This window comes from Chryseobacterium camelliae, assembly GCF_002770595.1.
Lineage (GTDB): Bacteria > Bacteroidota > Bacteroidia > Flavobacteriales > Weeksellaceae > Chryseobacterium > Chryseobacterium camelliae.
Window position 1 is genome coordinate 186,505 of sequence record NZ_CP022986.1, and the last position, 15,448, is coordinate 201,952.

The following is a 15,448-nucleotide window of genomic DNA, read 5'->3' on the forward strand; positions in this document are numbered from 1 at the left end:
CGAGTCTTTCCCATCAGATTTTTATATCTGCTGAAAACTTTCCCTTCTTTTGTCATTCGCCGTAAAATTCATTAAATTCGTCGCAAAAGAGATTATAATGAAAATAAAACTAACCATCTGCCTTCTGGCTTTCCTCAACTTTTATGAGGCCCAGGAAAGTATTACCTATCAGAAACCTTCGGCAGAAATCCTGAAACTCGCCGATTACGAACGACCGCCAAGCGTACTGATGAACAGTAAAAAAGACTGGATCGTTTTTACATACCGTCCGACATATAAAACCCTGGAAGACCTCAGCCAGCAGGAAATGAAGCTGGGAGGATTAAGGATCAACCCCGTAACCAATATCTCGAGTACAGCGAATTATGCCAATAATCTGAAAGTCAGGAAACTGAATGATAAAACAGAAGTTCAGGTAAAGAACCTGCCTTCCAGCCCGAAAATCACTTATACTTCCTTTTCACCGGATGAAAAGAAAATGGCATTTACCCACACTACGGCCAAAGGTGTGGAACTTTGGATTGTAGACCTGGAAACGGCAACCGCAAAGAAAATTACTTCCGATAACCTGAACGCGAACCTGGGAAGCCCTTATGTATGGAATAAAGATTCTCAGAACATTCTGATTAAAACACTTCCTCAGAACAGGCCTGCTTTAATTGATGCCAGCAAAGACCTTCCTACCGGACCGATTGTTTCCACAGCAGACGGAAAAGTTTCCCAGAACAGGACTTACCAGGACCTCCTGAAAAATCCGCAGGATGAAAAGAATTTTGAAATACTGACCGCTTCCGAGATCTACAATGTCGATCTCAACGGAAACATGAAGAAAATCAAAGATCAGGATATGTATACCGGATTGAGCTATTCTCCGGACGGGAGCTACCTGATGGCCACCACTATTAAGAAACCATTCTCTTACATCGTTCCTCTGAGCCGTTTCCCGATGACCACCACAGTGTATGACTTAAATGGAAATACCGTGAAAGTTGTCAATGAAATTCCTCTGAATGAAATTATGCCGAAAGGGTTCTCTTCGGTAAGAACCGGAAAAAGAGATATGGGATGGAGAAGCGACATGCCGGCCAGCCTGGTCTATGCGGAGGCGCTTGATGGAGGAGACCAGTCCAAGAACGCGGATTTCAGGGACGAGATTTTCACCTGGGAAGCACCGTTCAGTGCAGCACCAAAGTCATTTTTCAAAACTAAGCAACGGTATGAAGATGTAAGCTGGACAAACGATCATTATGCGATCGTTTCCGAAGGATGGTACGACACCAGAAATACAAAATCTTACCTGGTAGACCTGAACAACGGCCAGTCTAAAGTTATTGACGACCGCAATTACCAGGATGTATACAGTGATCCGGGAAATTTCAATACGACGAAGAACCAGTACGGAAGATATGTGGTAGACATAAAAGGCGGTAAATCATACCTGATCGGAGCCGGATTTACCAAAGACGGCCAGCATCCGTTCATTGATGAAATGGATATGGGGAGCCTGAAGAAAAAAAGACTGTATACATCCAATATCAGGAATGCTAAGGAAGAAATCATAGACATCCTGAATCCATCCAAAGGGGAAATCCTGACGATTCAGCAATCTGCGAGCCAGTATCCTAATTATTTCAGGAAGAGCATCAAGTCAGGGAAAGCATCGGCTGTTACTGCTTTTGCCAATCCTTTTGAAAGCATTAAGGACGTATACAAAGAAGTGATTTCCTATAAAAGGAATGATGGCGTTACGCTGACAGGAACCCTTTATCTTCCTGCCAATTATGACAGAAAAGCCAAAACAGAAAAGCTTCCATTGCTGATCTGGGCCTATCCTACGGAGTATAAGGATAAAAACACGGCGGGACAGAATACCCAGAACCCGAATGACTTCACTTTCCCATATTACGGTTCTTTCGTGTACTGGACAACCAAAGGATATGCTGTGCTTGATGACGCTGCATTCCCGATCATCGGTGAAGGAAAGACGGAACCGAATGACACGTTTATCCCACAGCTGGTAGCCAATGCACAGGCAGCAATTGATGCGGTAGACCAACTAGGATATATCGACCGTAAAAAAGTTGCGGTAGGAGGCCATTCGTACGGTGCGTTTATGACCGCTAACCTTCTGACCCATTCCAAGCTTTTTGCCTGCGGAATTGCCAGAAGCGGTGCCTACAACAGGACGCTGACGCCGTTCGGTTTCCAGAGCGAGCAGAGGAATTACTGGGATGTACCGGAAATTTATAATACGATGTCCCCGTTCATGAATGCCGATAAAATGAAAACCCCATTATTGCTGGTTCACGGAGATGCCGATAACAACCCGGGAACATTCACATTGCAGACCGAAAGGTATTTCCAGGCCCTTAAAAACCTGGGGGCACCGGTAAAAATGGTGCTGCTGCCAAAAGAAGCGCATGGGTACGCTGCGAAAGAAAACATCCTGCACCTGCTATGGGAACAGGATCAGTTCCTTGAGAAATGCCTGAAAAAATAAGGAAAAACCGTTCATCTGAACGGTTTTTTCGTTTTACTTTGGGTTTCCAGACTGATTTCTATCTGATTTTACTGATTTATCTTTGTACACTTAAATTGATCTATTACAATAATGCTTTAACCCATAAAATCAGGTTAAAAGAAGGCATCAGTTTCATAAATAATCCAAAACCTCCCGGATATTTTTAAATTCCATAAACCGGTCAGATTCGGGCTTTTGCTCATGCCGTTCGTGTGCCCAGGTAACATGATAGGGTATATGTGCTGCATATCCGCCGGTTTCCAGAACGGGAAGGATGTCCGATTTGACAGAATTCCCGATCATGAGAAAATGCTCTGGCTGGCAGTCCAGATGCCTGATGAGCTTCTGGTAATCCGCATTCCTTTTATCACTCATAATTTCTATATGATGGAAATATTCCTGTAGTCTGGATTTTCTCAGTTTCCTTTCCTGATCCAGGAGGTCACCTTTGGTCGCTACAACCAGCCTGTACTTTCCTTTCAGCTCATCCAGCGTTTCAGCGACTCCGTCTAGGAGTTTGACCGGTTTCTGCAGTATTTCATGTCCGATCGCGATAATTTTATCCATTACCGGCAGGGAGGCGGCTCCGTTAGAGATCCTGGTTGCCGTCTCCACCATAGACAGCATGAATCCCTTCACTCCGTATCCGTACAGGTGAAGGTTCTTAATTTCGGTGGCCAGCAGCTGCTGGGCTACCGCTTCATGTGGAAGGTAGTCTTCAAAAAGCTGGCAGAATGCTGTTTCGGCTTCTTGAAAGTAAGGCTCATTGACCCAAAGGGTGTCATCTGCATCGAAAGCGATGGTAGTAATAGAATTCATACTGTGTTAAACTTAGATTTTGTATTTTTCAGGCACTAAATTCAGAATAAAAAACAAATCAGAAAAGGACATTTGTCCTGACAAGAATATGCTGCGAACCAACCAACCGTTTTTAGACTATCTGGAAGAGCTGTATCATCAGCAGGCTCATAAGGAACATATTGTGCTCAGGTCTTATGACAAAGGGGATAAAATCCTGACCCAGCACCAGGAATCCACGAAAATCATGCTGATTAAGAGCGGGATTACCAAATGCTATTTTGTAGAGGAAAATGATAAGGAATATATCGTTGAGTTTTTAGGGAAAGGTGAAATCATCGGAGAAATCGAGGTCATTAAGAATGTTCCCTGCCTATGCAGTATCGAGGCCATGACTGAAGTATCTGTGTATGCCATGTCGATACTGTACTTTCAGGCTTTGTTGAAAAAAGACCTTAGACTGAACAGTTTCCTGCTGGATGTCTTTGCCGAACGTATTGTCAACACTTCAAGCAGGGCTTCCTATCAGCAACTTCATACCACTGAGCATACACTCAGCCAGCTGCTCGACCTGAAGTCCCGTGAAATGGAAATTTCCAAAGAAGATATGGCGGCTTACTTGGGCATTACAGTAAGGAGCCTGAACAGGGCTTTAAGAGAGATTCAGGATAACAGCAGTGTTGAAGAAGAAAATGATAAAAAATAAAATCTTCTCTTATCTTTGCAGCAAAACTATTGCTGCTTATGAATGAATTGGTATTCAGGAATGCCATTCCTGATGACTTGCCGAAAATTATCGAAATCTACAATTCCACGATCGCTTCCAGAATGGTAACGGCTGATACGGAGCCCATAACTGTAGAAAGCAGGGTGCAGTGGTTTCATGAGCATAATATGGAAACACGTCCGTTATGGATCGTGGAAGATTCAGAACACCATACGCTCGGCTGGGTCAGTTTTTCCTCGTTTTACGGCCGTCCCGCGTATAGCGGAACTGTGGAGGTGAGCATTTACATGTCTGAAGACAGCCGCGGAAAAGGTTATGGAAAACAAATACTGCAGTATTGCATTGGCCAGGCCGCGAAATTCGGAGTGAAGACGCTCCTGGGATTTATTTTCCTGCACAATGAGCCCAGCCTAAAGCTCTTCAGGCATTTCGGGTTTGAAGACTGGGGCGTATTTCCGGATGTGGCTGTGCTGGATGGAGTAGAGCGTACGCTGGTCATTGTAGGGAAAAGAATCGGATAAATTAAATACTTCTGTCAATTCAAACAGAGGGTTCATCAGATCTCAGGAGCTGATTCCCGCTTTCACTACTCGCTTTTCAGCTTATTTGCGGCGGCAAAGCCGCCGCAAATAAGCTGAAAGAGCTCAGACAGGCCGTTCAATCGGGGCTAAGCTGCAGCCGTTACGATCACTTTCTCATTCAATCATCTAACTTCATCATATATCCTAATTGTACAACAGGAAGATGAACTGACAAAGCTTAGTCAATTCAGTTTTACGGTAAAATCTTTTCAATACAGCAATGCACCAGCATCAAAAAAAGGCAGCCACAAAGGCCACCTTAATTTATATCTTCTCAAATCCAGAAGCTGAAATCTATAATTTAAAATCTATAATTCAAAATTTTAAATGTCCTCCGCCTGCCTGATCTTCTTCTCAGACATATTCAGAAAGCGTTTTACGAGCATCACAGCGGAGATGGTCAGTCCGAGTCCCAGAGCGATCCACATTCCGAATGCACCCATCTTTAAGGTAACACAAAGGAAATAACCGAGCGGAATCGTAATGATCCAATATGCGATAAACGTGTAGATCGATGGGATTTTCACATCCTGGATGCCCCGCAGTGAACCCAGCGCTGTGACCTGGATGCCGTCTGAAAGCTGGAACAGGGCTGCAATAATCATCAGTTTGGAAGCCAGCGTAATGACTTCCACTTCCTCGCTTTTCGTAAAAAAGGTCGGAAGGACATGGCGTCCGAGAATGAAGGTGATACCGCAGATGCACATGAAGACAAAAGCGATTTTCAGGTTGTTGATGCCTACTTTTCTCAGCTCCACATAATTCTGTTCCCCGAGCTTTCTACCGATCATTACGGTAGAAGCCACACTGAATCCGACGCATAAGTTAAATGTAAAGGAAGCCATGCTCAGCGCGATCTGGTGGGACGCAATATCATGTGCGGAAATAAGCCCGCAGATAAAAGCGGCTCCGGCAAAAGCAGTTACTTCAAAGAACATCTGCAATGCAGTAGGCAGGCCCAGCCTAACCATTCTTTCAAACATTTTTTTAGAAAACATTTCAAGCTTAAGCGTGAAGTCTTTGATGTATCGCTGAGTTTTCTTCTCTTTCAACAGAACGATATACAGGAATACTACCATGAAAATCCGGGCAATCAGTCCGGCCAGTGCAGAACCCTTTACGCCCATCGGCGGAAACCCGAAAAGCCCTTTGATGAAAACATAATTCAGGACAATATTGATGATATTGGCAATGATAGTGGCTTTGGTTACGCCAATGGTATAGGATAACCCTTCCGAAACTTCCCTCAAAGTCTGGAAAGCCATAAACGGCACAATGCTGATGGCCATAATCGTAAGGAAGTCTACTGTACCCGGGACGATCTTTTCCGGTTGTCCGGAATGGTAGAGCAGAGGCATTCCTAACAATAGTACACCCATCAGCAGAATTCCAACGGTCAGATTGATAACAAACCCGTGGCTGAATACAGAATTGATGGTTGCATGGTCATGCTTTGAATGGGCCTCAGAAACAAGGGGCGGAATGGCAAAGGAAAATCCGAGCGCCAGGACAAACATGGAAAAGAAAACTGCGTTTCCCAGTGAAACGGAAGCCAGGGCATCGGCGCCAAGCAATTGCCCGACGATAATATTGTCAAAGAGATTCACCGAAACTTGCCCAACCTGGGTCAGCATAACGGGGAGGGCCAGGGTAAGACATTCTTTGGTATAGTTCTTATTTAAAAAGTTCATGATCATTTAATTCTTAATAATTTTAATCCAAACCCGGTTAAATCAGGTCATATATCATTGAGTGTTTTTTATTATAACAGGAAGTATCAATAAAAAAATTGCAGTAATCAATGATACTGCAATTTTATAGGGTATAGGAAAAAATATCTTCTACTTCCTTACAAAGCTTGCAACATCATCTGCTGAAACGGTAGCACCGCCCAGGATGATCAGTCTTTCCACCACGTTCCTTAATTCTCTGATATTTCCGGTCCAGGACAGTGCTTTAAGCGCATCAATGGCTTTATCATCAAATTTTTTCATCGCAGTGCCATGTTCATCGGCAATAATAGTGGAAAAATGTTCCACTAACAGTCGGATATCTTCTTTCCTATCGTCCAATGGCGGCACATAGATTTCAATAACGGATAGTCTGTGGTATAAATCCTCACGGAATCTCCCTGCTTCTATTTCCACCTGCATATTTTTATTCGTAGCGGCAAGAACCCTTACATCTACTTTGATCTCTTTATCGCTTCCTACCGGAGAAACTTTGCTCTCCTGCAGGGCCCGCAGTACTTTTGCCTGGGCAATAAGGCTCATATCCCCGATTTCATCCAGGAAAATCGTTCCGCCGGTCGCCTGTTCAAATTTCCCTTGCTTATCTTTGATTGCTCCCGTAAAGGAGCCTTTTACGTGTCCGAACAGTTCAGATTCGATCAGTTCAGAAGGAATGGCAGCACAGTTCACCTCGATCATCGGTCCTCTGGCACGGTCACTCTGGCTGTGAATAGCGTGGGCAACCAGTTCTTTACCCGCACCGTTCGGACCTGTTATAAGAACCCTTGCATCAGAAGCCGCTACCTTGTCGATCATATCCTGGATCTTCTTCAATGCAGGAGATTCGCCGATCATCTGGTATTTTTTACTGACTTTCCTTTTTAAGGTTTTGTTTTCGGTCTGTAGGTTTTTATTTTCTTTCTTCAGCGTTTCCTTAGCTAAAGCATTTTTAACACTGGTAATCAGTCGGTTGATATCAATTGGCTTGGAGATAAAATCATACGCTCCTTCTCTCAGACAGGATACGGCAGAATCGATGTCTGCATGCCCGGAGATCATGATAAAGGTACTTTCAGGTTTCAGGTTCAGGCTTTGCCTCAGCAGTTCAGTCCCGGAAAGTTTGGGCATTTTTATATCTGAAATAACAAGCGCAAAGTCTTCTTTTTCGATCTGTTTGTAGCCTTCAAGACCATCTTCGGCAATTGTAAACTCATAACCGCTAAGCTCGTCAGATAAAATGCTCTGGAGAACTCCGGAAATGGCTTTTTCGTCTTCTACGATAAGGATTTTTTGCATAGGTGCAAATTTAGAATTTTTTTCATTCATGAGCAGCAAAAACCATTCCTAAATATCTTATACGGAATAATCCCGCTGCCCGAAAATAGCTGAACCTACCCGTACGGAATTGGCACCACATTCTATGGCGACCGGGAAGTCATCACTCATTCCCATGGAAAGCGTCTCTAATGTTTTATCGTGGCTGAATTCATCAAAAAGCTCCTTCAGGCTCATGAATTCTTTCCTGACCTGCTCTTTGTCTTCCGTAAATGTTGCCATTCCCATCAGACCGCTGATGGCAATGTGGGGGAACGCACCGTTCAGGGATTGCCGGAACAGCTCACGGGATTCATCCTTTGTTAAGCCATATTTGGTATCTTCCTCAGCAATTTTTACCTGTAACAGGACTTTGATGGTCCGGTTATGTTTGGCTGCTTCCTTATCAATTTCTTTCAGCAGTTTTTCGGAATCGACACTTTGGATGGTATCTATGAAACCGGCAATATATTTCACTTTATTGGTCTGGAGATGGCCGATAATATGCCATTGTATATCCTGAGGAAGCTCCAACTGTTTTTCCGTCAGTTCCTGGACCTTATTCTCTCCAAATATCCTCTGCCCGAGATCATACACTTCACGGATGGCTGAAACCGGATGGGTTTTGGAAACGGCAACCAGCTGTACATGTGCCGGAAGCCGGTTTTTGATATAATGATAGTTTTCCTGAATGCTCATAGCGCAAATTTCCGAATTTTAAAGGCAAAAAACAACCGTTTTGCCATTTGTGAATATCAATTAACCAATACACCTTACAGGTTCGCATTCCTGTAAGGTGTATGATTTGGTCAGATGACCAGTCATCTGGCATTTTGTTAAAGAAACGATCAGAACTGTACCCTGAAGTCAACAGGCATGTCCATAGAAATCCTCACTGTATTGAAATCTGATTCAATATCACAGTCCATTTTAGCGTACGTGCCGTCTTCCTGTTTCAGCTGTACGGTAATTTCCCTGTCTCCGATCTCATCTTTCGGGATTTCGATGTAATAATTCTCTGATCCGTCATCATACGTCAGATGATCGGTCGTAAAATCAATAAATTGCATAATATTTTGTTTTAGTGTTTTGTTATCATAGCAAAAAGAGGGCTATTCTTAAATATTTTGCCTTTTATTGCACGTGAAATTTACAGCTGTCCCGTTATTTTTTTCAGATACAGCGCATTATGGATGGCAGCACTTCCCCAGGTATTGTTGAAGAATATGTAGGTCTTTTTATTTTGTGTCCTGATATCATCAGCCAGCTTTTCAATGACTGTCTCCGGATATTCTGATTTATACAGGACCGGCTTACCATGCAGGCGGTAATAGAGGACTTCAGGGTGATTGCTGATCACTTCTTCCGGTAAATTTCCCGGAAAGCTCACTCCTGAAACAACAATATCATGCTCTGCCAGCATGTTAAAAACTTCATCAGTCCACCAGGACTCATGCCTGAATTCAACAACATTCAGGTACTGATCATCGACGGTTTTTAAAATCAGATCCATATTTTGAGGGGTATTCCTGAACGATGGCGGAAACTGGTAAAGAAAGCCTGACAGTTTATTTTTAAGCCCTCCTGCAATATGGCTGCAGAATTCCTTTATTTCATGTTCACAGTTTTCCATACGGGCTACATGCGTTACCGTTTTGGGTATTTTAATGAAAAACCTGAATTCATCAGGGGTATCATCAGCCCATTTCTGCAATGTCTTTACAGTAGGTTTCCTGTAGAAGGTAGAGTTGATTTCAACAGCGTTAAAGGTATGCGAATATAAGCTTAAGAAATCTTTATTCGCAGCATCAGCGGGATATAGAACCCCTTTCCAGTCGGTATTATAAAACCCTGAACAGCCGATATAAAGGTGATTTTGCTCCATATGATATGATTTGATTGAATGCCCGAAGGCAGGTTTATGTGATCTGCTTTTTCCCGCTGCTCAAATCCACCGAATTCAGCCTTAAAGAATTCAGAATAACCGATAATGAACTGAAGCTCATTGCCGCAGCCGCTATCATGGGTGAGAGCAGAATTCCGAAAAACGGGTACAATAATCCTGCCGCTACCGGTACTCCAAGGACATTATAAATAAAAGCAAAGAATAAATTTTCTTTGATGTTTTTTAAAAGCTTTTCGCTCAGAAGCTTAGCTTTTGCCACACCCGACAGGTCTCCTTTCAGCAGTGTAATTTCAGCGCTTTCAATGGCTACACCGGTTCCGGTACCCATTGCAATACCTACATTGGCCTGGGCCAGAGCAGGAGAGTCGTTGATGCCGTCTCCCGTCATGGCTACGGTTTTTCCCTCTTTTTGCAGCCTTTTTACTTCATTCAGTTTATCCTCGGGACTGCAGCTGGCCTTGAAATGCCTGATGCCTAAGGCATCAGCCACTGCTTTGGCCGTATGTTCATTATCACCGGTCATCATGATGACCTCAACACCTTCCTGGAGCAGCTGATTTACCGCTTTTGCCGCGGTCTCTTTAATTTTATCCGTAAAGCTGATAAAGCCGATCACCTCCGTATCCTGAGCTACATAAGAAACCGTATGTGCTCTGGACTGTGCTTCCGAAGTTTTTTGTTTAAGCGCTTCAGGAATTTCAATGCCGTTTGAGGCCAGCAGGCTTTCATTGCCCAGATACATCGTTTTTCCGCTGATTTTCCCCTGAACACCTTTTCCTGAAATATTTTCAAAATCATCCGCTTTTTCTAAAGTGATTTGTTCTTCCTGAGCTTTTTTAAGGACAGCACTTGACAGGGGATGTTCAGAATTCCGGTTTAAAGCAGCAGCGATCGCAAGAATATTTTCACGGTCCGAGTGACTGACGGCCTCAACCGATGCTACAGATGGTTTTCCTTCCGTCAAGGTCCCCGTTTTGTCCGTTATCAGGACATTTACTTTATTCATATGCTCAAGAGCTTCTGCATTTTTGATCAGGATTCCGTTTGCTGCTCCCTTTCCGATTCCTACCATAAGGGACATGGGCGTTGCAAGGCCCAATGCACAGGGACAGGCGACAATAAGCACAGCTACGGCATTTACAAAAGCAAATAATGTCCTTTTGCCTTCAGGCCCGAAAAATTGCCAAAGGATAAACGTGAGCACAGATATCGCTATTACTGAAGGCACAAAAACCTTAGCTACCTTATCTGTCAGTTTCTGGATTGGTGCCCTGCTCCGGCTGGCCTCATGGACCATTCTGATGATATGGGCAAGAAGGGTTTCATCGCCAACCTTTTCGGCCTTCATTATGAATACCTGGTTCCCGTTAATGGTTCCTGAAGAAACCTGGTCACCGGTTTCCTTCTGTACAGGGACGGGCTCGCCGGTAATCATGCTTTCATCTATTGACGAACTGCCTTCTGTAATGATTCCGTCCACAGGAATTTTTTCTCCCGGCTTTACTTTCAGCAGGTCACCTTTTTGTACCTGGGAAAGAAGGACTCTTTTTTCTTCTCCGTTTACTATCAGGTGGGCTTCATCCGGCGACAGGCTGATCAGTTCCCGGATGGCATTTCCTGTTTTTTTATGTGCGGCAGCCTCCATGAGCTGGCCTAAAATAACCAGTGTTAAGATCACACAGACTGCTTCAAAATAAAGGGGGGTATCATGATGCTGAGTACTGATCTCATGGGGAATGACATCCGGAAAGAATAACGCTGTTATACTGAAGAGAAATGCAGCTGTTACGCCCAAGGCAATCAGGCTGAACATATTCAGGTTACGGGTTTTGAAGGAAGTCCAGCCCCGTTTCATCAGGAACCATCCCGAATAAAAAATTACCGGAAGGGTCAACAGCAATTCAATGTAGCCCTGCATGGTATAGGAAAAAGGAAAATCTATGACCATACCGCCCATTGAAAGTATAAATACCGGAATGGTAAACACCAGAGAGATGATCAGCTTTTTTTTAAGGATCTGATAAGTCTTATCTTCCTCATGATCATTCTGATCCGGGACTCTGACCAGATCCATGCCGCATATCGGGCAGCTTCCCGGCTCATTACGGATGATCTCGGGGTGCATTGGACAGGTATATTGTACCGTTTTCTTTTCAGGGTATTTTACCAGGTCCATACCACAGACCGGGCAGCCTACATTCGTGTCATAGATCTTATCTCCTTCGCAATACATCGGACAGTAATATTTTCCAGCCATATCATCCGATATTTCCGGTGCTTCATGGTGATGCGCAGGATGGTGGCTATGCCGGGAACCCGAATTCTGTATCAGTTCTTCCGTAATTTCTTCCAGATGCATATGGCAGACCGGACAGTCGGTTTTTTCTTCGTACACCTTGTCTCCTTCACAAAACATCGGACAATAATAGCTTCCTATATGATCTTTGAAGTTTTCCGGCAGGTTCGTTTTGGAAAAGGCAGGTGTATAATTCGGATCTTTTGATAGTTTTTCTTCGACGGGAACCAGGTACATATGGCAGACCGGGCATCTTTTGCCCTGCTGGAAGTATACTTTATCCCCTTCACATTCCATTGGGCAATAGTATACGGAAGATGGGGAAACCCTGTCCTGGGGTTTGATGAATTCAGGTTCAGGAATAGCGGGATCCGCCAATGTATAATTCCCGGCTTCCTGTAATCTTTTATTGATGGTGTCAAGATCTGTGTGCTGATCGGATTTCAGCATAACCGTATGGTCTTCCGGATGTACTTCTGCTTCTATACCTTCAATACTGTTCAGTTTTTCAGATACTTTTTTCCGGCAGCCGGAGCAGCTCATCCCCAGAATTTTATATTGTTTTTGCATTGCATTTTCAATTTACAACAAATTTCCAAAATGAATGCCGAATGCTGTTACAGATATTTGGATAATCGTTACAGAATTCTTCCTGATGCCTGAATTACCGGTAATTTAAATTTCATCCAGTGGTTGACGGTGGTGGTTTTTCAGTTTTCTGAACGTGGTCGGCGTAAATCCGGTGGTATTTCTGAACTGTGCAGATAAATGCTGAACACTTTTATAGCCTAATTTTCCTGCAATTTCCGTCAGGGTAAACTCATTGTACAGCAGGAGTTCCTTCACTTTTTCAATCTTCTGGAGGATGAAAAACTGCTCCAGTGTTGTGCTCTCATATTGTGAAAAGGTCTTCGACAAAGAGCTGTAGTCTTTATGAAGGGCATTGCTGAGAAATTCAGATAATACAAAGCCCTCCTCAATATCCAGTCCGCTGATCTTCATGATGACCAGGTTACGGATCTTCTCTGTAATTTGCCGTGCTGCATCTTTGATCCTTTCAAAACCTGCCTCGTACAGCTTCTTTTCAATGCGCATAAGCTCATGATCGCTCAGTTCACGATCTGTTTCTGCTTCACCCAGCGTTACCGATTTCATGGAGATACCGGACCCGCTGAAAACCTGTTCAACAGCAGATATGCATCTGTTGCAGACCATATTTTTAATGAAAATTTTCATAACCGTCCGTTGAGCCTGTCTTTTACAAACTCTACCTGGGTTTTTCCATGTGGGGCAGGAAGTCCGTCTTCGTCAAGGTTAACCATTACGATTTTCTCCACGGTAATAATCGTCTGATGGGTCATTTTGTTCCGCACTTCACATCTCAGGGTGATAGAGCTGGATCCGAATGAAGATACTTCAATGCCGATTTCAATAATATCACCCTGCTTGGCAGAACTGACAAAGTTGATTTCAGAAATAAACTTGGTTACCACTTTGGTATTTTCCAGCTGGATGATCGCGTAGAGCGCTGCCTCTTCATCAATCCACTGCAGCAGCCTGCCTCCGAACAATGACTGGTTAGGGTTGAGGTCCTCGGGTTTTACCCATTTTCTGGTATGGTAATTCATCTCGTATAATTTTCAGTGCAAATTTACTATTAATAATTTTTTAACCGAAAAAATAAAGATCAGGTAAACAGATCGGGATGATTAATACGGTCAATGGAGGATGAAATCGGATGATTTAGGTCCCTTTTGAGTGCCTTACTTTGTTCTTTATGCAATATTTTTCTTTCCGGAATGCCTTATTTCAGACCGTTTTACATCAGGAATACAAAATATATGGACTATTCGTAAAAAAATATTTTGTTATAATATTATAAATCGTATCTTGCACCTGTTTATATTTGGAATCAATATTTGTTCATTACGTTATGTTGTTTTTCTTTTATATACCAAATCGTTATTAATTTTTAATTTTTTATTCAAAATGAACATTTTTGTTTCTAACATCAATTACGCAACTAAAGAGTACGAGTTGCAGGATCTATTTTCAGAATTTGGAGACGTTTCTTCTGCTAAAATTATTACAGACAAAGAAACTGGTCGTTCCAGAGGTTTTGGTTTCATCGAAATGAGCGATGAAGAAGGGCAGGAAGCTATTGAAGCTCTTAACCAAAAAGAATTTAACGGAAAAGTATTAAACGTTTCTGAAGCTAAACCAAGAGAGGAAAAGCCTAGAAGAACTTTCAGCAACAATGGAGGAAACAACAGAGGTGGCGGAAGTTATGGTAATAACAACAGAGGTAATGGCGGTGGCTATGGCGGTAGTAACAACCGTAGCGGCGGCGGAAACCGTTGGTAAAATATAAAGCGGCTCAGGCCGCTTTTTTTATGTCTTTTAATTGATCTTTTTCTTTTTCTTCTTTTTCTCCTTTTCTTTTACCTTCTTGTTTTTCTTGGTCTTAAGGATTTCATTGGCAAATTCATACTCAGGCTCTTTATTCCTGGCGGGTTTAAGCTCAATTTTCAGATCGAGGTAATCGGCAAAATCATTCTTCGAAATCAGATTTTCTTCAAGCAGCAGTTCCAGCACATCCTTCCCGGAGTCATCAAAAAAATGTTGGCAAAGCTCTTTTAGCAGGAATTTCCTGTAGTCAGCGAAAGGGATGATCACCGTATATTTAAAGATCCTTCCTTCCTTTTCAGTAGCCAGGAAGCCTTTTTCAGTAAGGATTTTCAGGTAGGTAGACACCGTGTTCTGGTGGGGTTTCGGTTCAGGATGCCTTTCCATAGCATCTTTAAGGTAAAAAGAATCCAGCTTCCAGAATAGTTTCATCAGGTTTTCCTCCGCAGCGGTAAGATGGTTTATTTTCATAAGATTGGTTTACGGTTGAAGTTGCATACTGCAATATAGATAAATTAAAGATACCACGAAAGCAATTCCGGCTCCGGTTATTACTTCCCGTACGGTATGCCTTTTCAGAATTACCCTTGTTACTCCCACCAAAGCAGCAATTCCCAGCCAGATCATACCTGTTATCAAGCTCATGGGTACAAAGAGGGCCGCGACCAGTACATTAAATGCAGTGTGCATAGAACTTTTAATAAAGAAATTGCTGATCTGAAGTGCCAGCAGGAGGATCAGGATAAACAGCATTACCAGATCAATACTTCCATTGGTCAGGTATGCATATACCATATAAACCATCACGCATACCACAATAAAAATATACAGTGTCTTCCTTTGTACACGATTGGATACGTCCATATTAACATACCTTCCGGTCTTAACATTCCATAAAATCCAGATGATTACAGGCAGTATTACAATCAATAAAATAGGCAGGAAGTAAAATACGGAGTCTCTGAGCGAATATTTCCATATGCTCGTCAGGACGAAAAAAATAAACAGGGAAATCAGCGGATTAAAAAAATCTGAAATGATTTTTGATATTTTATGTACAAAAGACGGTTGCTTTTCCTGCATGCTTCAATTTAAAATCCAAAGATAATACTATAACCAAAAAAACAATTGACATCAATACAATAAAAACAAAGTTTTTTTTATAATTT

At 42.8% G+C, this 15,448-nt stretch carries 15 protein-coding genes; 4 read left to right on the forward strand and 11 right to left on the reverse strand.

What is annotated here, in order from left to right:
* Positions 1 to 97 precede the first annotated feature (97 nt).
* The gene (locus tag CGB83_RS00885; protein ID WP_100077437.1) at positions 98 to 2,500 is read left to right on the forward strand and encodes an alpha/beta hydrolase family protein; all 2,403 of its coding nucleotides are present in this window, start codon (positions 98 to 100) and stop codon (positions 2,498 to 2,500) included.
* A 153-nt stretch (positions 2,501 to 2,653) separates the two neighbouring features.
* Here CGB83_RS00885 and CGB83_RS00895 read toward each other — a convergent pair whose 3' ends face one another.
* Entirely contained in the window at positions 2,654 to 3,340 is a 687-nt protein-coding gene (locus CGB83_RS00895) for an HAD family hydrolase (RefSeq protein WP_100074074.1), read from the reverse strand.
* Positions 3,341 to 3,428: 88 nt separating this feature from the next.
* Here CGB83_RS00895 and CGB83_RS00900 point away from each other — a divergent pair, with 88 nt between their 5' ends.
* The gene (locus CGB83_RS00900; RefSeq protein ID WP_100074075.1) at positions 3,429 to 4,025 is read left to right on the forward strand and encodes a Crp/Fnr family transcriptional regulator; all 597 of its coding nucleotides are present in this window, start codon (positions 3,429 to 3,431) and stop codon (positions 4,023 to 4,025) included.
* Between the two features lie 38 nt (positions 4,026 to 4,063).
* Positions 4,064 to 4,567: a GNAT family N-acetyltransferase gene (locus CGB83_RS00905; RefSeq protein ID WP_172954669.1), complete on the forward strand. Its 504-nt coding sequence runs from the start codon at positions 4,064 to 4,066 to the stop codon at positions 4,565 to 4,567.
* A 383-nt stretch (positions 4,568 to 4,950) separates the two neighbouring features.
* On the opposite strand, the gene CGB83_RS00910 is transcribed toward CGB83_RS00905, so the two are convergent.
* The 8 genes from CGB83_RS00910 to CGB83_RS00945 all read right to left on the reverse strand — a co-directional run bounded on the left by CGB83_RS00910 (position 4,951) and on the right by CGB83_RS00945 (position 13,501).
* Positions 4,951 to 6,318 carry an MATE family efflux transporter gene (locus tag CGB83_RS00910; protein WP_100077439.1) on the reverse strand — a complete coding sequence of 456 codons (1,368 nt, stop codon included), beginning with the start codon at positions 6,316 to 6,318 and terminating at the stop codon, positions 4,951 to 4,953.
* A 150-nt stretch (positions 6,319 to 6,468) separates the two neighbouring features.
* Positions 6,469 to 7,653: a sigma-54-dependent transcriptional regulator gene (locus tag CGB83_RS00915; RefSeq protein ID WP_100077440.1), complete on the reverse strand. Its 1,185-nt coding sequence runs from the start codon at positions 7,651 to 7,653 to the stop codon at positions 6,469 to 6,471.
* A 57-nt stretch (positions 7,654 to 7,710) separates the two neighbouring features.
* Positions 7,711 to 8,370, reverse strand: coding sequence for a YggS family pyridoxal phosphate-dependent enzyme (locus CGB83_RS00920; RefSeq protein ID WP_100074076.1), 660 nt, complete (start codon positions 8,368 to 8,370; stop codon positions 7,711 to 7,713).
* A gap of 149 nt (positions 8,371 to 8,519) precedes the next feature.
* Positions 8,520 to 8,741, reverse strand: coding sequence for a hypothetical protein (locus tag CGB83_RS00925; RefSeq protein WP_100074077.1), 222 nt, complete (start codon positions 8,739 to 8,741; stop codon positions 8,520 to 8,522).
* An 80-nt stretch (positions 8,742 to 8,821) separates the two neighbouring features.
* Positions 8,822 to 9,556: a DUF72 domain-containing protein gene (locus tag CGB83_RS00930; RefSeq protein WP_100074078.1), complete on the reverse strand. Its 735-nt coding sequence runs from the start codon at positions 9,554 to 9,556 to the stop codon at positions 8,822 to 8,824.
* 34 nt (positions 9,557 to 9,590) lie between these two features.
* Entirely contained in the window at positions 9,591 to 12,443 is a 2,853-nt protein-coding gene (locus CGB83_RS00935) for a heavy metal translocating P-type ATPase (RefSeq protein WP_100074079.1), read from the reverse strand.
* 105 nt (positions 12,444 to 12,548) lie between these two features.
* Complete coding sequence (locus CGB83_RS00940) at positions 12,549 to 13,109, reverse strand: helix-turn-helix domain-containing protein (protein ID WP_100074080.1); 561 nt, start codon at positions 13,107 to 13,109, stop codon at positions 12,549 to 12,551.
* Positions 13,106 to 13,501 carry an acyl-CoA thioesterase gene (locus CGB83_RS00945; RefSeq protein ID WP_100074081.1) on the reverse strand — a complete coding sequence of 132 codons (396 nt, stop codon included), beginning with the start codon at positions 13,499 to 13,501 and terminating at the stop codon, positions 13,106 to 13,108. Before CGB83_RS00945 ends, CGB83_RS00940 begins: the two co-directional genes overlap by 4 nt.
* Before the next feature lie 361 nt (positions 13,502 to 13,862).
* On the opposite strand from CGB83_RS00945, the gene CGB83_RS00950 reads away from it, so the two are divergent.
* Entirely contained in the window at positions 13,863 to 14,237 is a 375-nt protein-coding gene (locus tag CGB83_RS00950) for an RNA recognition motif domain-containing protein (protein WP_100074082.1), read from the forward strand.
* Between the two features lie 36 nt (positions 14,238 to 14,273).
* Here the strand turns inward: CGB83_RS00950 and CGB83_RS00955 are convergent, their stop codons facing one another.
* Positions 14,274 to 14,750 (reverse strand): BlaI/MecI/CopY family transcriptional regulator, encoded by a 477-nt coding sequence (locus CGB83_RS00955; protein ID WP_100074083.1) that lies wholly within the window; start codon positions 14,748 to 14,750, stop codon positions 14,274 to 14,276.
* 9 nt (positions 14,751 to 14,759) lie between these two features.
* Positions 14,760 to 15,362: a phosphatase PAP2 family protein gene (locus CGB83_RS00960; RefSeq protein ID WP_100074084.1), complete on the reverse strand. Its 603-nt coding sequence runs from the start codon at positions 15,360 to 15,362 to the stop codon at positions 14,760 to 14,762.
* Positions 15,363 to 15,448: the final 86 nt, after the last annotated feature.